The 19,022-nt window shown below is 71.8% G+C and carries 18 protein-coding genes; 8 read left to right on the forward strand and 10 right to left on the reverse strand.

Going from position 1 to position 19,022, the window contains the following annotated elements; genetic code table 11:
• The first annotated feature begins 218 nt into the window (after nt 1-218).
• Nucleotides 219-3,767 (forward strand): S8 family serine peptidase, encoded by a 3,549-nt coding sequence (locus AB0J86_RS23805; protein WP_363859804.1) that lies wholly within the window; start codon nt 219-221, stop codon nt 3,765-3,767.
• Between the two features lie 58 nt (nt 3,768-3,825).
• Here AB0J86_RS23805 and AB0J86_RS23810 read toward each other — a convergent pair whose 3' ends face one another.
• The 5 genes from AB0J86_RS23810 to sigJ all read right to left on the reverse strand — a co-directional run bounded on the left by AB0J86_RS23810 (nt 3,826) and on the right by sigJ (nt 9,070).
• Complete coding sequence (locus AB0J86_RS23810; RefSeq protein WP_363859805.1) at nt 3,826-4,398, reverse strand: GNAT family N-acetyltransferase; 573 nt, start codon at nt 4,396-4,398, stop codon at nt 3,826-3,828.
• A gap of 13 nt (nt 4,399-4,411) precedes the next feature.
• Nucleotides 4,412-5,917 (reverse strand): MFS transporter, encoded by a 1,506-nt coding sequence (locus AB0J86_RS23815; RefSeq protein WP_363859806.1) that lies wholly within the window; start codon nt 5,915-5,917, stop codon nt 4,412-4,414.
• Nucleotides 5,918-6,051: 134 nt separating this feature from the next.
• The gene (locus AB0J86_RS23820; protein WP_363859807.1) at nt 6,052-6,750 is read right to left on the reverse strand and encodes an SDR family oxidoreductase; all 699 of its coding nucleotides are present in this window, start codon (nt 6,748-6,750) and stop codon (nt 6,052-6,054) included.
• Nucleotides 6,751-7,025: 275 nt separating this feature from the next.
• Nucleotides 7,026-8,093 carry an endonuclease/exonuclease/phosphatase family protein gene (locus AB0J86_RS23825; protein ID WP_363859808.1) on the reverse strand — a complete coding sequence of 356 codons (1,068 nt, stop codon included), beginning with the start codon at nt 8,091-8,093 and terminating at the stop codon, nt 7,026-7,028.
• A gap of 41 nt (nt 8,094-8,134) precedes the next feature.
• Nucleotides 8,135-9,070 carry an RNA polymerase sigma factor SigJ gene (gene sigJ / locus AB0J86_RS23830; RefSeq protein WP_363859809.1) on the reverse strand — a complete coding sequence of 312 codons (936 nt, stop codon included), beginning with the start codon at nt 9,068-9,070 and terminating at the stop codon, nt 8,135-8,137.
• Nucleotides 9,071-9,218: 148 nt separating this feature from the next.
• On the opposite strand from sigJ, the gene AB0J86_RS23835 reads away from it, so the two are divergent.
• The 5 genes from AB0J86_RS23835 to AB0J86_RS23855 all read left to right on the forward strand — a co-directional run bounded on the left by AB0J86_RS23835 (nt 9,219) and on the right by AB0J86_RS23855 (nt 13,163).
• A complete protein-coding gene (locus AB0J86_RS23835) occupies nt 9,219-9,686 on the forward strand; it encodes a nuclear transport factor 2 family protein (protein WP_363859810.1) in 468 nt (155 codons plus the stop codon).
• Nucleotides 9,687-9,724: 38 nt separating this feature from the next.
• The gene (locus AB0J86_RS23840; RefSeq protein ID WP_363859811.1) at nt 9,725-10,405 is read left to right on the forward strand and encodes an LUD domain-containing protein; all 681 of its coding nucleotides are present in this window, start codon (nt 9,725-9,727) and stop codon (nt 10,403-10,405) included.
• 219 nt (nt 10,406-10,624) lie between these two features.
• On the forward strand, nt 10,625-11,008 hold the full coding sequence (locus AB0J86_RS23845) for a DoxX family protein (RefSeq protein WP_363859812.1): 384 nt from the start codon (nt 10,625-10,627) through the stop codon (nt 11,006-11,008).
• A gap of 74 nt (nt 11,009-11,082) precedes the next feature.
• Nucleotides 11,083-12,249, forward strand: coding sequence for an FAD-dependent oxidoreductase (locus AB0J86_RS23850; RefSeq protein ID WP_363859813.1), 1,167 nt, complete (start codon nt 11,083-11,085; stop codon nt 12,247-12,249).
• 17 nt (nt 12,250-12,266) lie between these two features.
• Nucleotides 12,267-13,163: an RNA polymerase sigma-70 factor gene (locus AB0J86_RS23855; RefSeq protein WP_363859814.1), complete on the forward strand. Its 897-nt coding sequence runs from the start codon at nt 12,267-12,269 to the stop codon at nt 13,161-13,163.
• Between the two features lie 151 nt (nt 13,164-13,314).
• On the opposite strand, the gene AB0J86_RS23860 is transcribed toward AB0J86_RS23855, so the two are convergent.
• Entirely contained in the window at nt 13,315-13,920 is a 606-nt protein-coding gene (locus tag AB0J86_RS23860) for a helix-turn-helix domain-containing protein (RefSeq protein WP_363859815.1), read from the reverse strand.
• A gap of 69 nt (nt 13,921-13,989) precedes the next feature.
• Between AB0J86_RS23860 and AB0J86_RS23865 the strand changes: the two genes are divergently transcribed.
• Nucleotides 13,990-14,883 carry an NADP-dependent oxidoreductase gene (locus tag AB0J86_RS23865; protein WP_363859816.1) on the forward strand — a complete coding sequence of 298 codons (894 nt, stop codon included), beginning with the start codon at nt 13,990-13,992 and terminating at the stop codon, nt 14,881-14,883.
• Nucleotides 14,884-15,005: 122 nt separating this feature from the next.
• On the opposite strand, the gene AB0J86_RS23870 is transcribed toward AB0J86_RS23865, so the two are convergent.
• The 3 genes from AB0J86_RS23870 to AB0J86_RS23880 all read right to left on the reverse strand — a co-directional run bounded on the left by AB0J86_RS23870 (nt 15,006) and on the right by AB0J86_RS23880 (nt 16,446).
• Nucleotides 15,006-15,224, reverse strand: a complete 219-nt coding sequence (locus tag AB0J86_RS23870; protein ID WP_363859817.1) for a hypothetical protein — start codon at nt 15,222-15,224, stop codon at nt 15,006-15,008.
• Between the two features lie 242 nt (nt 15,225-15,466).
• Entirely contained in the window at nt 15,467-15,655 is a 189-nt protein-coding gene (locus tag AB0J86_RS23875) for a DUF397 domain-containing protein (protein ID WP_363859818.1), read from the reverse strand.
• Entirely contained in the window at nt 15,646-16,446 is an 801-nt protein-coding gene (locus tag AB0J86_RS23880) for a helix-turn-helix transcriptional regulator (RefSeq protein ID WP_363859819.1), read from the reverse strand. Before AB0J86_RS23880 ends, AB0J86_RS23875 begins: the two co-directional genes overlap by 10 nt.
• 242 nt (nt 16,447-16,688) lie before the next feature.
• Between AB0J86_RS23880 and AB0J86_RS23885 the strand changes: the two genes are divergently transcribed.
• A complete protein-coding gene (locus AB0J86_RS23885) occupies nt 16,689-17,933 on the forward strand; it encodes a helix-turn-helix transcriptional regulator (RefSeq protein ID WP_363859820.1) in 1,245 nt (414 codons plus the stop codon).
• A 90-nt stretch (nt 17,934-18,023) separates the two neighbouring features.
• On the opposite strand, the gene AB0J86_RS23890 is transcribed toward AB0J86_RS23885, so the two are convergent.
• Nucleotides 18,024-18,914, reverse strand: a complete 891-nt coding sequence (locus AB0J86_RS23890) for an NAD(P)H-binding protein (protein WP_363859821.1) — start codon at nt 18,912-18,914, stop codon at nt 18,024-18,026.
• Between the last annotated feature and the right edge of the window lie 108 nt (nt 18,915-19,022).

Below are 19,022 nucleotides of genomic sequence, written 5' to 3' on the forward strand. Positions count from 1 at the left end.
CCCTCTCCCCATCTCTTTGTGGGTGTTGTGCCGGGCCAACTGGTGTGCTTGGCCGCCGCCCCCCCCCCCACAACTCCATGATCGACGTTTTTGGCGATCGGGGCGGTGCAACCGGACGTGCCGACGACCCCGTTAGAGGTGGGGTCGGCGTACGTCGACCGTCCACAGTGGTGGAAATCTGGGGAGGATTCGTGACGGGAAGCAGGCATCGGAGAGCGATGCTGCTCGGGACCGCCATCGGACTGGTGGCGACCGGGGTCGGCGGCGCCGGCCCGAGCGTGGCCGGGCCGCCGCGGGGCGGCACGCCGTCGTCGGGCCCGGCGACGGTACTGCCGGCCGGTCGGACGTACACGGTGACGCTGTTGACCGGTGACGTGGTGACGGTGTCGACCCGTACCTCGGGATGTCCGCTGGTGACGGTGAAGCCGGCGAGGCCGAACGGGATCCAGCACCGCAGCTGCGGCCCGGACGGGCACGCGCACGTGGTGCCCGGTGAGGTGGCGAAGCTGGTCGGCCCGGTGCTGGACGAGTCGCTGTTCGACGTGACCGCGCTGATCCTGAACGGTTACGACGACGCGCGTACGTCCGAGCTGCCGCTGATCGTGCGGCCGGCCGGCGGTGCCCCCGGCGCCGGCCGGGCGGCGGGGACGCTCGCCGCGAACCCGCTCGCGGCCGGGCTGGGCCAGCGGCGCGAGCTGCCGGTGCTCGGTGCGGTGTCGGGCCGGCAGCCGAAGGGTGAGGGCTTTGAGTTCCTACGCACCCTGACCGGGCAGGAGCGCGTCACGGCCGGCGTGCGGGCGGCCGGCGTGGGCCCGAAGGTGTGGCTGGACCGGCGGGTCCGGGCCACCGGCACCGCGTCGGCCCTCGACGCCGCGCGGCCGGCCACCGGCACCGCGTCGGCCCTCGACGCCGCGCGGCCGGCCACCGGGGCACCGCTCGTCGCAGCCGCGCGGCCGGCCACCGTGCCGCACCGGCAGGCGCCCGTACCGGACCTGGACCGCAACCTGGGGCAGATCAAGGCGCCGCAGGCGTGGGCCGCCGGGGCCAACGGGCGGGGCGTGCGGGTCGCGGTGCTCGACACGGGCGCCGACTTCGCCCACCCGGACCTGGCCGGCCAGGTGGTGGAGCGGGCCGACTTCAGCGTCGAGGGCGGTGACGCCGTCGACCACCTCGGGCACGGTACGCACGTGGCGGCGACCATCGCCGGCACCGGTGCCGCCTCGGGCGGCGAGCGGCGTGGCGTCGCGCCCGAGGCGGACCTGCTGGTCGGCAAGGTGCTCGACGACGACGGGTTCGGCACCGACTCGATGGTCATCGCCGGCATGGAGTGGGCGGCGCCCCGGGCCGACGTGGTGAACATGAGCCTCGGCGGCTCGGACCTCAGCGACGGCAGCGACCCGCTGTCGCAGGCGCTGGATGCGCTGACCGAGCGGTACGGCACGCTCTTCGTGGTCGCCGCCGGCAACGAGCCGACCCCCGGATGGGTCGGGGCGCCGGCCGCGGCCGCCTCGGCGCTGACGGTCGGCGCGGTCGACGGAACCGACGCGCCGGCGCCCTTCTCCAGCCGAGGGCCGCTGACGAACAGCCGGGCGGCGAAGCCCGAGCTGGTGGCGCCCGGGGTGGACATCCTGGCCGCCCGCGCCGCCGGCACGACCATGGGCGACCCGCTGGACGAGCGGTACACGGCCGCCTCCGGCACGTCGATGGCCACCCCGCACGCCGCGGGCGCGGCCGCGCTGCTGGTCCAGCGGCATCCCGACTGGTCGCCCGGGCGGCTGAAGTCCGCCCTGGTGGGCGCGGCCGACCCGCTGCCCGGCGCGGACGCGTACGCGGTCGGCGCCGGCCGGCTCGACGCGGCGCGGGCGCTCTCCGGCGCGGTCGCCGGGCAGGACCTGGTCGACCTGGGCACGTTCGCGTACCCGCAGTCCGGCACGGCCACCACGCCGCTGTCCTGGACCAACACGGGCACCGCGGCGGTGAGCCTGGAGCTGACCGTCAGCGTCACCGGCCACGACGGCCGCAGCGTGCCGACCGGGACCGCCACCCTCTCGGCCGGCCGGGTCACCCTCGCGGCCGGCGCGACGGGCACCGCGACGCTGCGCGTCGACCGGTCGAGGCTGGCCGCCCGGCCGGGCCTCTACGCGGCGGTGGTGACCGCCCGGGCGGGCGGCGTGTTCGTCGCCAGCACCCCGGTCGCCTTCTACGTCGAGCCGCCCGGCCACGAGCTGAACCTGACGGTCACGGCGCTGCCGGACGCCGCCGACGGGGTCGACCAGTGGGGCGCGATCCAGGTGGTCAACCTCGACGACCCGACGCTGTTCCAGGAGTACCTGGACCTGACTCCCGGCTCGACCACGAGCGTGCGGGTGCCGGCCGGTCGGTACAGCCTGATCGGCTACCAGTGGGAGGACAACCCGGCGACCGGCGGCGTCCGGATGGGGCTCGTGGGCACCCCGGACCTGACCGTCGACCGGGACACCGACCTGCTGGTCGACGCGGCCACCGCCAGCCAGCTGCGCGGGGGCGTCGACGGGGTGGCCACCGAGGCCGCTCAGCTCGGCGCCACCTACGGCCAGTACGCCCGCACCGGGGAGCTGGTCAGCAACGAGTTCGCCTTCGCCTGGGGCACCGACGCCCGCGACGGCGGGGTCTACGTCATGCCGATGCGCAAGCCGGGGGTCGGCCGGTTCGAGGCGTACGTCAGCTTCAGTCTGCACGCGCCCGGCACCGGGCCCAGCCCGTACCTGTACGACCTGGTCAAGACCCTGCCGAACGGCTTTCCGGCGGACCTGACGTACCGGTGGAGCGCGGCCGAGCAGGCCGACCTGGCCCGGATCGACCAGAGCTTCCGGGTGCTGGACCGGAAGGGGTCCGTCACCACGCACAAGCGGTACGGCTGGACCGCCGACTACCTGAACGTGCTGGAGGCCTGGACCGACGGCGCCGCCGGTGACCGCGTCGACTACGTCACGCCCGGCTTCCAATGGCTGGACGAGGCGTTCTACGACGGCGTGGTCACCCAGGAGGCGCTGCGCCGGTACGCACCGGGCAGCCGGACGAACAAGGTCTGGGTGCGGCAGCCGCTGCGTCCCGACTGGTACGACGACCCGGCGCCGTCGACCAGCGACTGCGTGCCCAACCCGGTCTCCCGTACCCGGGGCAACCTGCACGTCGAGCTGGTCGAGCAGGCCGACCAGCACCAGCGGTTCAGCTGCCACCCCGGGGATCCCGAGTGGGAGACGAAGACCGTACGGAAGCTGACCCTGCGCCGCGACGGGCAGTTGGTGGGCGAGGCGGACCGTGGCCCCGCGGACTTCAGCGTCCCGAGGCAGGCGGGGAACTACCGGCTCGAATACCACCTGGACGCCAGCGCGCTCCAGCCGGTCTCCACCCGGGTGGACACCGCCTGGACGTTCCGCTCGGCCGGCCCGGCCGGCACCAACCGGGTCGCCGTGCCGCTGCTCTCGGTCGACTACGCGCTGCCGCTGGACGTGGCGAACAAGCCGACCGGCGGTGCCGCCACCTTCGCGGTGCGGCAGGCGTACGGGGTCACCGCGCAGAAGATCACCTCGTTCGAGCTCTGGACGTCCGTCGACGACGGTGCCACCTGGCAGCCGGTGGCGACGGGCCCCGCCGGTGCGGACACCTTCGCGGCCCAGCTGCCGAGGCCCGCGGCGGGGCAGGCCGTCTCGCTGCGCGTCAAGGCCACCGCCGACGGCGGCAGCGGGATCGAGCAGACCATCATCCGCGCCTACCTGGCCGGATAGCGGAACTCTCCGCACGCCGTGGGCCGTGACCGTACGCCGGTCGCGGCCCACGGCCGGTTCAGCCGGCCGACGCGTCCCGCCGCTCCCACTCGGCCCGGGTGAGCTGGTACTCGACCTCGCCGTGCGCGGAGCCCTCGATCGACTCCGGCCAGTCGCCGTGGAAGCGTCGCAGGAACGACAGCCCCGCCTTCTCCATCACGCGCCGGGAGCGGGTGTTGACGAACATGGTGTTCGCGGTGACCCGCTCCACGCCGAGGTCGGTGAACGCCTTGCGGATCAGCGCGCGTGCTCCCTCGGTGGCGTAGCCGCGTCCCCACGCCGCCCGGTTCAGCCGGTAGCCGAGTTCGACCACGGAGCCGTCCCGCTCGTCCAGGGGCCGCAGTTCGAACCAGCCGAGGAAGGCGCCGGTCGCCTTGTCCTCGGCGGCCCAGTAGCCGCGCGTACCGGAGCAGGGGTGGTCGCGCATCAGCCGAGGCAGGACCCGTTCCTCGACGTCTCGGCGGCTCGTCGGCCTGCCGCCGTTGAGGTAGCGCATGACCTCCGGGTCGCCGTCCAGCGCGACCAGGTGATCGGCGTCGGCCTCGGTGAAGGGGCGCAGCACGAGCCGATCGGTCTCCAGGAAGACGTGCATCCGGCGATCGTCGTCACCGACGACCGGCTCCGCCAGCGAATTCCTCCCCGGGCGCCGGCGGGACTGACCGGCCCTCACCGTCGCCACGTTCGGCGTCGTGCCTGGTGTCACGGTGCGCGGCGTCGCGCATCTGGCGGTAGGCGGCGGCGCCGGCCAGGGCGGCGAGCAGGCCGGCGCCGAGGATCACCGGTCGGGTGCCGTCGAGCAGGAACTCGTGCCCCCAAAGGGTCACGTGGCGACGCCCGATCAGCGTCACCAGCAGCGGCGTGAGGGCCACCGAACAGCCCAGGACGACCTTCAGCATCGACTGGTAGAGCGCGTTGACCCGGCCGCGCATGGCGTCCTCGACCCGGGATCCGATGATCGTGACGCCGGTGAGGAACGCGGTACCGGCGCCGGCGCCCACGACCACCACGGCGGCCAGCGACACGGCCAGGTGCGGGGAGAGCGCCACCAGGACGAGCATCCCCCCGGCGGCGACGACCGCCAGGCCGAACAGCCGGTCGTGCGTCACCCGCTGAGCCAGCCTGGGTGCGGCGAGGATGCCGACCACCAGCCCCAGGAACGCGGCGAGGAGCAGCAGCCCGAACGCGGCCTGACCGCCGAGCAGGCTCAGGGCGTACGGCTGGGCCGAGCCGACGACGGCGCCACCGGCGGCGAGCGCGCCCATCATGCCGAGCAGCAGCCCCCGCACCAGCGGGGTGCCCCGCAGGTAGCTGGCGCCGTCGCGGAGCATCTCGGCGATCCCGGGACCGCCGCCGGCGGGTCGGGCGTCGGGTTCCGCCCGGCCCGAGGGCGAGGGGCGGGCGTCGCGGCCGGACAACTCGGGCAGGCCGGTGGTGATCGCGGCGGCGCTGGCCAGGTAGAGCAGGGCGGCGATGACGACCGCGAGTCGGGTCAGACCGTTCATGCCGAGTACGTGCGGGGGCAGGCCGAAGACGGTACCGGCGCCGGTGATGAGGGTGAACAGGCCACCCGCCGTGGCGACGGTGATGCCGTACGTCATGACCAGGCCGACCTGGGTGGCCGACGCGACCTGGTCCGGGCGGCGGAGCAGGCCGGGCAGGGCGGCGTCCTTCGACGGGATCCACATGGTCGTGGCCACCTGGACGAGGAAGCCGCCGGCCAGGATCCACCAGTAGCTGTTCACCACCGCGATGGAGAGCAGCAGGCCGCAGCGGGCCAGGTCGGCGAGGGCCATCACGACGCGTCGGTCGAACCGGTCCGCGACGAGCCCCGCGATCGGGGCGAAGAGCAGACCGGGCAGCAGGTTGGCGAAGAGGACCCCGCTGAACGCGAAGTTCACGCCGGCGGAGTTGGTGGCGAGGGTGCTGGCGAGCGCGGCGAGGGCGGACAGCGCGAGCCAGTCGCCGGTACTGCACAGGCCGGTGACGATCCAGAGCCGGCGGAACGCCCGCAGCGCCAGCACCTCGCGGGCGCGGGCCAGCGAGGAGGCGCCGCCCCCGCCCGAGCTGCCTGTTTTGTCGGCTTCCGGTTCCTCGTCCACGCTGATCGCCACGGGCGAACGGTAGACGACTCGCCGGCCTCGATCGACACGTCGGCTGTCGCGTCGTTGTCCCGTGGCTGTCGCGTGGCTGTCACGTACGGCCGAGAGGCTCGCCGAGGCGGAGGGCGGGGGCGCCGGCCGACCGCTCAGCCGGCGGTCGAGTAGAGCCGGGCGACTCCGCCGGCGAGTTGCGCCTGGACCTCGCGTGCGTTCTCGTCGGCGAGGATCTCGACGGAGCCCTCTTCGAGGGCGTCGAGTGAGAGCGCGGCGATCACGGCGGGATCGCTCTTGGGGGCGTCGACGGACGCGACCATGTCGGTGTCCAGGTATCCGACGTGCAGGGCCGTGACCTGCGTACCCTGCGCCGCCAGTTCGAGCCGCAGGGCGTTGGTCAGCGACCACTGCGCCGACTTCGCCGCCGCGTAGCCGCTGTATCCCGGATAGGTCACCCACGAGAGCACGGACAGCACGTTGAGAATCGCGCCACCGCCGTTCTCGGCCAGCTGCGGGGCGAACGCGCGGCTCACCGCCAGCGTACCGAAATAGTGGGTCTCCATCTCCAGGCGAATCTCCGCCAGCGAACCGTCGGAGACCGAAGCGCCCGTGTACGAACCCGCGTTGTTGATCAACAGCGACACGCCCGACGCCGCCTCGGCCGCCGCGGTCACCGACGCGATGTCCGTGACGTCGATCGTCACCGGGATGACCCCTGGTACGTCCAACGACGCCACGTCCCGGACACCGCCGTAGACCGTGGCCCCCCGGGCTACCAGCTGCTCCGCGAAGCGCCTGCCCAACCCCCGGTTCGCCCCGGTCACAAAAGCGGTGCTTCCCTCGATCTTCATCGTTTCTCCTCGGCTACGCGCCGGCCCGACGCTGTCGCGGTGGACCTGTCGCGTGAGTGGGTGACTCGCTCTTCCGGGGCTGTCGAGGTGTCCCCTTCGACGGCCCCCGTCGAACCGACGCGACCCGCGTCCTGATTTGGACAGCTCGGTGGCCCGCCGACCCGCGCCGGCCGACCGCGGCGACCGGATGGCTGGCCCCCGATCGGCGACAGGGCCCCTGACCAGCGTCTCCGCTGGTCAGGGGCCCTGTTCGGTACCTGTTGCCGGCGCGGCCGTTACGAGGCCCGCACGTTCGCCAGTCCCCGGTAGAAGAAGTGGTCGGACATGGGCTCGTCGATCGGCAGCGCGCTCAGCGAACTCGGGTCGGTCGTCTCCGAGAAGAAGATGTAGTCGAGCTTCTTGGCCGTGTTGTGCGTGTTCTGCCCGCTCCGGCAGGCGGTCGCCGAGGCCGAGCAGTAGGCGCTGTTGTAGTGGTTCTGGTCGTCCTGGTCCGCCTCGTAGTAGCGGCCCCAGCCGTGCTCGACGTTGGTGTTCAGCCGGTAGAACGCGTTCATCGAGAAGTCGGTCGGGGTCGAGTTGAAGTCCCCGCCGACCACCACGATCTTTCCGGCCGCGATGTCGCCGTCCAGGTCGGACGCGAGCGTGGCGGTCTGCGCGGCCCGCGCCCGCGCGTTCTCGCCGGCCGGGTCGTTCCAGGCGCGCAGGTGCACGGTGCAGCCCTTGACGGTACGGGTGAACTCCGCCAGCGCCACGTCGTAACAGAGCGCGTTGAACTCCCGGGGCGGGTTGACCGGCTCGCCCGATGCGTTGACCTGGTGCCGCTCCCCGCCCAACGGGATCTCGTCCCGGTTGGCGAGGGTGCCCCGGGCGGCCACCACCTGCCCGGTCCAGCACAGCCGGTTGTCGTTGGCCGGGTCGGTGTCCTCGTTGACCCGGCAGTCGGAGGCCCCGCAACCGGTGTAGTTGTCGATCATCGTGGTGAAGCCCATCTGGTAGGGCCCCGAACTGAAGCTGTGCGCCTGGAGCGCCTCGAACTGGGACCAGCACACCTCCTGTAGCAGGACGAGGTGCGGGCGGAAGTCGTCGATGAGGTCGGTGACGCTGGTCAGCGGCGCCGCCTGACCCCGATGCCCGCAGGAGGCGCCGCCGCAGATGTTGTGGCTGATCACGCGCAGCCCGACGGTGGCCGCCGCCGCGGTCGAGGCGTCCGCCGCCGGCTCGACGGCGACCGTGGCCGGGCCTCCGCCCCCGGCCCGGGCCGTCCCGCCGGACGCCGAACTGCCCACCGGTACGACCAGGAGCGTGGCGACCAGCAACGCGAGGGATCTTCCGAGTATTCGCACATCTCCTCCAAAGAGAGATCAAGAGGTGCGAATATAACGTGTCACTCCACCGTCCAGGGGCGGAGCTTCTCTGGGTTGCGTACCGACCAGATGTGCGCGATCCGGTCGCCGGCGAACTGGAACGCCATCACCGAGACGGTGACCCCGTCGCGCTGGGCCACCAGGCCGGGCTGGCCGTTGACCGTACGCTCCAGGATCGTGACGTCGGGCGCCACCTCGGCGATCTGGACGTAGGTGCGGGCGATCAGTTCGCCGCCCTCGATCGGGTGGAGGAAGGTGGCGGCGAGGCCGCCGCCGTCGGCGGTCGCCGTGGCGTCGGGGTCGAGCAGGCCGATGAGGGCGTCGATGTCCCGGGCCTCCCAGGCGGTCTTGAAGCTCCTGACGATGCCGGCCTGCCGGGACGTCGGGGGCGCCGGGGGTTGCGCCGCGCGGATGCGCCGACGGGCCGAGGAGGCCAACTGGCGGCAGGCCGCCGGGGTACGGCCCACGATCTCGGCGACCTCCGCGAAGGGGTAGCGGAAGACGTCGTGCAGGACGAACGCGACGCGCTCGGCCGGGGTCATCGATTCGAGCACGACGAGGAAGGCCATGTTGACCGACTCGTCGAGGGTGACCCGGTCGGCCGGGTCGGGCGCGGCGCCGCCCGGCCGCCCGCCGATCCACTCGCCACGGTCGGGCAGCGGCTCGGGGATCCACTCGCCCACGTACCGCTCCCGCCGGGCCCGGGCCGAGCCGAGCACGTTGAGGCAGACCCGGCTGGCGACGGTCGTCAGCCAGGCGCCGGGGGACTCGATGCTCTCCCGCTGCCGCCGGGGCATGGCGTACCAGCGGGCGTAGGTCTCCTGGACGACGTCCTCGGCGTCGGCCAGGGAGCCGAGGAGCCGGTACGCCAGATTGATCAACTGGCGGCGCTCGCTCATGATCGCGCTCAGGCCCGGATCGGGCCGGTCGGCTCCTGGCTCGGACTGGCTGCTCATCGTCGGCGACTTCCTCCCCCTGGCTGCCCTCGTCGGTACCGACAAGACAGCGCCCCGAACTGTGAGGTGCGCGCCTCGCCTCACATCCCGGGGCGCTGTCTTGTCGGTACCGCTGGACGAACACAGCATCCAGCGAAGAGGGAGACCGATGAGTAACTTTCAGGCCATCGCGGATCGCGTCGAGATCGAGGCGCTGCGCGGCGAGTTCACCGACGCGGCGATGATGCGCGACCGGGCCCGTCTCGCGTCGCTGTTCACGCCGGACGGCGTGCTGCGGATGCCGAACATCCCGGTCGAGCTGATCGGGCTGGAGGAGATCCGCGCCGGGGGCGAGCGGTTGCAGGCCCAGTGGGACTTCTTCGTGCAGAACACGCACCCGGGCACGATCCAGATCGACGGCGACACCGCGACCGGCCGCGCCTACATGCAGGAGATCGTGCGGACCCTCGACGGCCACCAGGGGCTCAACTTCGCCATCTACCACGACCGCTACCGGCGCACCCCGGACGGCTGGAGGTTCACCGAGCGGGTCTACGAGGTCAGGTACCTCGATCCGACCCCGCTGGCCGGCTCGGCGCCCCGGACGCCGGAGACGCCCGCCGACCCGGCCGAGTAGCCGGCCTGGCCACGCCGGTCCGGCAGCACCAACGACCCATGACCCAGCAGACCACGACCCAGCAGACCACGACCAGCCCAGGAGGCATCGTGACCACCCCGAGCACGGCAACCCAGTTCGCCGACCCGGCCACCGAGGAGCGCCTTCAGCGCGTGGCCGCCGCGCTGGAGGCGAACAACTTCGTCGTCGAGATCCTCGACGACGTCGCCGCCGCGCGTACCCGGATCAAAGATCTGATCCCCGAGGGCGCCAGCGTCTTCACCTCGTCCAGCGAGACCCTCCGCCTGTCCGGCATCGACGAGGACATCAACACCGGCGGGCGGTACCGTGCCCTCAAGCCGCGCGTCCTGGCCATGGACCGCGCCACCGAGGCCGACGAGATCCGGCGGCTGCTCGCCAGCCCCGACGTCGTCGTGGGCAGCGTCGCCGCGGTCACCGAGACCGGTTCCCTCGTGGTCGCCTCGGCCACCGGAAGCCAACTGCCCGCCTACAGCGGCGGTGCCGCCCAGGCGATCTTGATCGTCGGGGCGCAGAAGGTGGTACCCGACCTGGGTACCGCGCTGCGCCGCCTTGAGGAGTACGTCTACCCGCTGGAAGACGCCCGCGCCCAGAAGGTCTACGGGTCGCCCAGTGCCATCAACCGGGTGCTCGTCCTGAACGGCGAACTCCGATCCGGCAACCGCACGGTCCTGCTGCTCCGCGAGGCCATCGGGTTCTGAGGCCCCCGGGAAACCCCGGCACGGGATGGCCATGGCCTCCCAGGCGGGGCCATCCCGTGCCGGCACCGGCGGTACCGCCCCGCGCTCCCGGGACGACCGCCGGCCGTGCGGACCGCACCGCCGGTACCCACGTCGGTGAAGTGAGCTGGCTCACGCGCTGTTATGACAACGGACGACGCGGTGTCTTGAGGCCGACCCCTTGAAACAAAGGAGAGCCTCATGAACCTCGCGCTCTGGATCGCCGCCGGCCTGCTGGCCGTGGTCGCCCTGGTCGGCGGCGTCAGCAAGACCTTCGTACCGAAGGCGAAGCTGGCCGCGACCTCCGGCGGGGAGTGGACCGGGGAGGCCAGCGCCGGCTTCGTCAAGTCCCTTGGGGTCCTCGAACTCCTGGCGGCGGTCGGGCTGATCCTGCCCGCCGTGGTCGGCATCGCGCCGGTACTGGTACCGGTGACGGCCGTCTGCTGGGTCCTGCTGATGGTCGGCGCGATGATCACCCACCTCCGCCACGGCTCACCCAAGTTCATGATCCTGAACCTGGTCTACCTGGCTCTCGCGGCGTTCATCGCCTGGGGCCGTTTCGGCCCCGAATCCTTCAGCGCCTGACCCGCCCCCAGCCCGGTACCGGCGGCGGGAGGCGCGAGGTCCTGCGGCCGGAACCCCGAGACGATGGAGACACCATGAGCGAAAACACCGAGGTGGTCGTGGTCGGCGGCGGATACGCGGGAGTCATGGCGGCCAACCGCCTGACGCAGCGCGACGACGTGACCGTGACCCTGGTCAACCCGCGCGCGACCTTCGTCGAGCGGATCCGCCTGCACCAGCTGCTGGGCGGATCCCATGCCGCGATCGTCGACTACCGCAAGGTCCTGGCCGGCGGCGTCCGGCTCGTGGTCGACACCGTCACCCGCATCGACCCGGCCGGGCGCCGTGTGACGTTGGCGGCCGGCGGCACGGTCGGCTACGACTACCTGGTGTACGCGGTCGGCAGCGGCAGCGCCGATCCGGATGTGCCCGGTGCGGCCGAGTTCGCGTACCCGATCGCCAGCCTGGAGGAGACGGAGCGGCTACGGCCGGCCCTCGACGCGACGCCCGCGACGGCCGAGGTGACGGTGGTCGGCGCCGGTCCGGCCGGGATCGAGACCGCCGCCGAGCTGGCGGAGGCGGGGCGTACGGTGACCCTGGTCTGCGGCGGGGCGCTCGGCCCGTACCTGCACCCGCGTGGGCGGCGCGCGGTCGCCAAACGGCTGGCCAGGCTCGGCGTGACCGTGCTCGAAGGCCCCGGCACGAGGGTGACGGCCGTGGCCCGCGACTCGGTACGGCTCACCGACGGCCGCGACGTGCCGAGCGAACTGACCATCTGGACCACCGGTTTCGCCGTGCCGGACCTGGCCGCGCGCAGTGGTCTGCGCACCGACGCCCTGGGCCGCCTGCTCACCGACGAGACGTTGACGAGCGTGGACGACGCGCGCATCGTCGCGGCCGGGGACTCGGCGGCACCGTCGGACCTGCCGTACCGGATGGGCTGCCAGTCCGCGGTCCAGCTGGGCCCGCAGGCGGCCGAGACGGTGCTCAGCCGGATGGCGGGTCGGCGGCCCGCGCCGGTGGACGTGGGGTTCGCCGGCCAGTGCGTCAGCCTGGGTCGCCGGGCCGGCGTCTTCCAGTTCTCCCGCCGGAACGACATCGCGGTACCGCTCTACCTGGGCGGACGACCGGGTGCCAAGCTCAAGGAACTGGTGTGCCGGAGCACCGTCTGGCAGCTCGGGTACGAGGCGCGCAAGCCCGGTACGCGTACCTGGTGGGTCAAGGACGGCCGGCGCCGGCAACTGCTGGGGGCCGGGCGGTGAGGGAGGAGGGTGAGGAGATGAGCGACCAGGCCACCAACGCGGCGACCGAAACCTTCCTCGCCTACCGGAATCTGCTCTTCACGGTGGCGTACGAGATGCTCGGATCGGCGGCCGACGCCGAGGACGTCCTCCAGGAGACCTGGCTGCGGTGGGTGGAGGTCGACCAGGGCCGGGTACGCGACCAGCGCGCGTACCTGGTCCGGATCACGACCCGGCAGGCGCTGAACCGGCTCCGCACGATGCGGCGCCGCAAGGAGGCGTACGTCGGCCCCTGGCTGCCCGAGCCGCTGCTCACCACGCCGGACGTGGCCGAGGACGTCGAACTGGCCGAGAGCGTGTCGATGGCGCTGATGTTCGTCCTCGAAACGCTCTCGCCGACGGAGCGCGCCGTCTTCGTGTTGCGCGAGGCGTTCGATCTCGGCTACGACGAGATCGCCGCGGCCGTCGACAAGAGCCCGGCGGCGGTCCGCCAGATCGCGTACCGCGCCCGCCAGCACGTCGAGGCCCGCCGCCCCCGAGAGGTGGTCACCCCGCGCGAGACCCGGGCGGCGGTGGAGTCGTTGCAGCGCGCGCTCGACACCGGGGACTGGCACTCCCTGCTCGACGTGCTCGCCCCCGACGTCGTTCTCGTCAGCGACGGCGGCGGCGTCAAGCAGGCCGCGCTGCGGCCGGTCGTCGGCGCCGAGAAGGTGATCCGCATGTTCATGGGCGGTCTGGGCAAGATCAAGGCCACGGTCAGCGGCGAGCCGACCGTGGTCAACGGCAACCCGGCGCTCCTGGTACGCCTGAACGGCGAGCTGGACGGCATCATGGCCCTCCGCGTCGAGGGTGCCCGCGTCACCGGCCTCTACTACGTCCGCAACCCGGAGAAGCTGACCCGGGTCGAATCCGAGACCCCGCTGCGTCTGCGCTGAGAGCCTGCTGTCTTCGGGCATGAAATGACTCTGCGTGTCCATTGCACGACCAGGCTGGCGGGTATCAGGTGTCGTACTCGCCGTCCCAGGGCTCGTGGCAACCGAACCGTTGCGGGTAGAGCGAAACGGCGCCGGGCGGGTCGAGTCCTGACTACGATCCGGCCGTGCCGGTGGCGTTTGCGGAGGGGTAGGTGACCTCCCAGGCCGCCTCGATCATCCGGAAGATCTCGTCCACCGTGGCCTTTGGATCGGCCGCAGCACGGGCCAGCGAAAAGGCGTCGATCACGAACCTCGCGATCGCCCGGCAGGCCGGTGGGGTCCGTGACAGGCCGGGATCGGCGGCGATGGCCGCTGCCAGCGACTCCGCGTGGCGCAGTCTCATCGACGTTTCGTACTCCCGCAGGGCGGGTGATGCGTCGATCATGCGCCAGATCGGGGCGGCGCCGTCCGGGGTGCAGTGGCGCACCAGGGCCTGGATCTCGCGGCGCAGCGCGGGGATCAGTGGCTCGTGCGGCGCCCGGTCGGTGACCGCCCGCGTGAGGCGTTGCTCGAAGTCTTCGTCCTGCTCGAACACCAGGGCCTCTTTCGAGGCGAAGTGAGAGAAGAGCGTGGTGACGGCCACGTCGGCCTCGGCAGCCACGTCACGGATACCCACCGCGTCGTACCCGCGTTCCAGGAAGAGCCGCAGGGCGGCGTCCGCGATCTTCTGGCGGGTCGCGGCCTTCTTGCGCTCACGTCGTCCGGTCGGCACCGTCATGCTCTCACACTACCAGGTGCAAATCCGTAACAGTTCCAAAAGGCTACCCGTTAGTGCTACGGTCGCCGCATGAAGAAGGTGAGCTTCGCCGAGTTCGGCGGTCCGGACGTCCTGCAACTCATAGATGCCGAGGAGCCCCACGCGGGCCCCGGCCAGATACGCATCGCCGTACGGGCGGCGGGCGTGAACCCCGCCGACTGGAGGATCCGTGAAGGCCAGGTCCTGGCGGCCCATCCGATCGAGTTGCCCTCCGGAGTCGGGCTGGACGCCGCCGGCGTGGTGGACGAGGTCGGTGAGGGCGTCGAAGGGGTCAAGCTCGGCGACCGCGTGTTCGGCGAAGGTTCGAGCACGTATGCCGAGTTCGCCGTGCTGTCGGCCTGGGCCCTTATGCCCGAAGGGCTGACGTTCGAAGAGGCAGCCGGGTACCCCTCGGTGGTGGAGACCGCGCTGCGCGTCATCCGCGAGGTCGGTGTGCAGCCCGGGCAGACGCTGCTGGTCAGCGGCGCGTCCGGGGGAGTCGGATCGGCGGTGCTACAGATCGCCCGTGACCGCGGCATCAGGGTGATCGGCACGGCTGGGGCCGCGAACCAGGACTACCTGCGAAGCTTGGGTGCCGTCGCCACGACGTACGGCGAGGGCTGGGTCGAACGGGTGCGGGAACTCGGCCATGTCGACGCGGCTCTCGACCTGGCCGGCTCGGGCGTGCTCCGCGAACTCGTCGAACTGACCGGGGATGCGCGGAAGGTGATCTCGATCGCCGATCTCGATGCGCCGAAGTTCGGCGTCCGGTTCTCCGGCGTGGCCGGGAGCGTGCCGGAAGCGCTCGCCGAGGCCGTCAACCTCATCTCGCGAGGAAAGCTCCACATCCCGGTCGAGAAGTCGTACCCGCTCGCCGAGGCCCCCTTGGCGCACGTCGACAGCCAGGCCGGCCACACGCGTGGGCGCCGGGTTCTGGTCGTCTGAAGCCAGCTACGCGTCGCCCTCAAGCCGAAAATGAGGGCGACGCCAGCCAGGATCTCGCTGATGAACGCCCGCCAGCCGGTGGGGGTGAAGGTGAGGGCGCCGCCGTTGCGGTCCCGGGCCGCTCAGGCCGCTGGCTGTTCCTGCTCCCATGGGTACGCCATCGCGCGGAGCCGCGCCGCATGGGCCAGGTGCCAGCGCTGACGAGTCACATCGCCGCGTGATCCGGCCTCATCGGCCCACCGCTGTATCTCCGCGATGCGCTCCTCGTGCTCGGCCACCAGCAGGTCGCGAAGCGCCTGTACGTGTGGATCGGCGCTCTCACCTTCGCGTTCGCTCGACATCCACTTCCTTCTCGGTGCCGCGACCATCGCCTGTCAGAGCGCGACGATGATGGCAGCGCCGAGGCTCACTACCTCGCACATGGCGTGCGGCAAGCGGTCGCCGACCATCCAGCAGGCTCACCGCAGCGGGCCGTGGTCCGGCCGGAAAGCGGCGGCCAAGGTGGGATCGGCAGTGGACGCGGATCGGCTGAAATCTGTGCGCAGGTGTCTGACCTTACGAGCCTGGGCGGCGCTGTGCTGGGTCAGCGGGTCTTCGCCAGGTTGATGAACGCCTGCCAGGAGGTGGGGGTGAAGGTGAGGGTGCCGCCGTCGCGGTCCTTGGTGTCGCGTACGAGGACGCGGCCGGGGAGGTTGTCGGCGACCTCGACGCAGCTACCGCCGTTGGTGGAGGAGTAGGACGACTTTCGCCAGTTGGCGCCGGTCAGGTCCATGTCTTTGCCACTTCCTTCAGTGTGTCGAGCGACTGACGACGCGGTAGGGCTTCGCTCATCACAACGTCCCAGACACTCGCGAGCCTCGCAACGTCCTCGCCACGTTCCACGATCTGCGCGCCGAGCTGATGGTCTAAGTGCCCGAACGTTGCTCCGCTTGCCAGACCAGCGAGGATGAACGAACCGGCGAGGCCAGGATAGAGGCCGACGGCGGCCGGGACGAGATGGATTTGCACGTTCGGCATATCGGCGCAGGTCACAAGGTGTTCGAGCTGGGCGGCCATCAGGTCGCGTCGGTCGTCGACCGTACGCCGCAGCACCGCCTCGTCGAGCACCGCGACGAACTGTGGAGGCTTCTCGCGGGTCAGGATCTGCTGCCGCTGCATCCGGGTGGCGACGCGTTGCTCGACCTCGTCGGCCGTGAACATCCGGCTCGCGGAGAGCGTCGCGCGGGCGTAGTCCTCCGTCTGTAGCAGTCCCGGAACGAACGACTGCTCGTACCAGCGCAGGGCGATCGCCTCACGTTCGATCTCGATCCACTCGCGTAGCCAGGCCGGAGCGCCGAAGTTGATGACGAGTCGTTCATAGACCCCACCCGTCCCCAACGCGCGGTCGGAGCCGCGGATGAAGTCCATCGTCAGCGCCCTCGTGCCGTTCTCAACCGAGCTGACGTGCGAGGGCGAAAAGTTCGCCGAGCGCCCGAACGCCTCCTGCGTCATCCCGGCGGCGGCCCGGCCCCGGCGGATCTCGCCAACGATGAAGGCGGCGAGCGCGTGTGGAATCTCGGCCATCAGCTCTCCTCAAAAAGTAGATCAATTACTCATCGCGGAGCGGCGGAAAGGCGATTTGGCCAGGTCAGCCCCGGTGCCCGCAACGCCTTCCCGAGAGTAATCCGTCCACAGCAGAGTGTCACCAGCGGAACCGCTCGGATCTGTCGGCACCGGAAAAGACGGGCGGAACCGTACGGGTGCCGCCCCGGGTTGAAGGGGTCTCGGGGCGGCACCCATCCACGGACCAGCCGAGGGGGAAAGCGATGTCGGAGAGCTGCGCCAGCGAGGGGGCCGGGTCGTCGGTGGGGCGGCGGGTGGCGTACTGGCGGGTGCGGCGGGGCATGACCCAACAGATGCTCGGCGACCGGGTCGGCCGGTCGAAGAGCTGGGTGGAGAAGGTCGAGCGGGGTGTGCGGCGCCTCGACCGGGTCTCGGTGCTGCACGAGATCGCCCGGGTGCTGGAGATCCCGGTCGAGCAGCTGCTCGCCCCGGCCGCGCCGGACCAGGCCACCGACCAGGGGGAGGTGGAGGACATCCGGGCCGCGCTGGCCCGGTACACCTGGTCGGAAGATCCCGACGACGCGGACGCCGTGCCGGCCGACCTGGGCGAGTTGCGCGGCGCCGTCGACCACGCGTGGCTGAGCTTCCAGCACGGCGGCTACGACACACTCACCCGGAGCCTGCCGCAGCTGCTGCGCCGGGCGCAGCACGCCGACACACACCACCGGCACGACGACGACCACGCGGCGCGGGCCGCGCACCTGCTCGCCCAGTCGTATCAGATCGCCTCCTCGACGCTGCGCAAGACCGGGCAACCCGAGCTGGCCTGGTTCGCCGCCGACCGGGCCCGCGCGGTCGCGGTCCGCGCCGGCGATCCGCTGCTCGCCGGTACCGCCGACAGCCGCGCCGGCAACGCCCTGCTCACCCTCGGCCGACCCCGCCCAGCCCTCGAAACGCAGCTCGTCGCCGTCAACCGGCTCGCCCCCGCCACCGCGCGCACCGCCACCGAGCAGCAGCTCTCCGTGTACGGATCGCTGCTGCTCCAGGCCGCGATGGCCGCCGCGCACCTCGCCGATGATGCCGGCGTACGGGACCTGATCGGCGAGGCCGAACAGGTCGTGCGCGACCTGCACCCGGCCGCCAACCACTACTGGACCAGCTTCAACGCCACCAACCTCAACCTGCACCGCATCGCCGCCGACGTGGAGTTGGGCGAGCACCGCCGGGCCGCCGACGCCCACGACCGGCTCGACGGCCACGCCTTCCGAGGGCTGATGCCGGAGCGGCGCGCCCAACACCTGCTCGACGTCGCCCGCGCCTACTGCCAACTCGGGCGGGCACGCGAGGCGGTACCACTGCTGCTGGAGGCCGAACGGCTGGCCCCTGCCGAGATCCGCCACCGCCCCGCCGCGCACGCCGTACTACGCGACCTCGCCCGCCGGATACCGGGCCGCATCCCCGGACCCGTCGCCGACCTGGCCCGCCGCAGCGGAATCCACCCCGGCTGACCGGGGTGGATCGCGTGGACCTTGGCACGGAACGGCCCCTGTGGGGGCCCGTGCGTGCCAAGATCTCGGGGTGCGAGCGGGGTCCGCGGGTCAGGCGAGGACGGCCGGCTTCAGCACCTCCTCGCACCACTGCCGGAAGCTGGTGGGGGTGTTGGCGCGGGGCGTACCCGCCGGGACGTCGTAGGCGCCCCGGTCGACTGCGGCGGCCATGTTCACGAGTCCCTGGGCCCACGCGTCGGACATCCCGTTCCGCGTCAGCGTGGCCCGGTACGCCTCGCCGGGGACCTGCTGGAAGCGGACGGGCCGCGCCAGCACCTCCGACATGATCTGGGCGAGGTCGTGCTGGGACAGGTCCTCGGGCCCGAGCAGCGGGACGCTCTCCTGCCCGGTCCACGAGTCGTCCAGCAGCAGATCGGCCGCGACGGCGGCGATGTCCCGGGTGGCGCAGGTCGGGGTCTTGCGGTCGCCGGACATCGGCTGGAAGAAGGTCCCCTGGCTCTTGATCGTCGCGACCTGCCGGAGCATGTTCTCCATGAATCCGGGCGGGCAGAGCGAGCGGTAGTCCACCCCGGTGCTCTCGACCAGGTCGTCCATCGCGAAGATCGCCGAGATCTGGCCGGCGTTGCGGGCCACGCCCCGGCCGAGGCTGGAGACGGCGACCACCCGCCGTACGCCCTGGTTGTTGATCGCCTTGCAGAGCGGCCGGGCGAAGGCCAGGACGTGCTCCTGGAGGCTCTCCGCCCGCGATGTCGGCGGTACCAGCCAGAAGACGGAGTCGGCGCCCGAGAGCGCCCGGTCGACGGTGTCGACGTCGTCGGTCGAGCCCCGTACGACCTCGACGCGCTCGCGTACGTGATCGGGGAGGCGGGCGGGGTCGCGCGCGACGACGCGGACCTGCTCTCCGCCCTCGCGAACCCCGTCGAGGACCCGGTCGAGGACCTGCTTGCCGATCTGGCCGGTGGGAGTGGTGATCACGATCATGAGGACTCGTACCTCGCTTCGGAAACTTAACGGAAGCGGAATTACGCTTCCGTTTGGCGGGACACACGTTACCGGAACTAGGCTTCCGGTTGTCAACCGACTCCTGGG

This window comes from Micromonospora sp. NPDC049559, assembly GCF_040676675.1.
Taxonomy (GTDB): Bacteria; Actinomycetota; Actinomycetes; order Mycobacteriales; family Micromonosporaceae; genus JBFAPK01.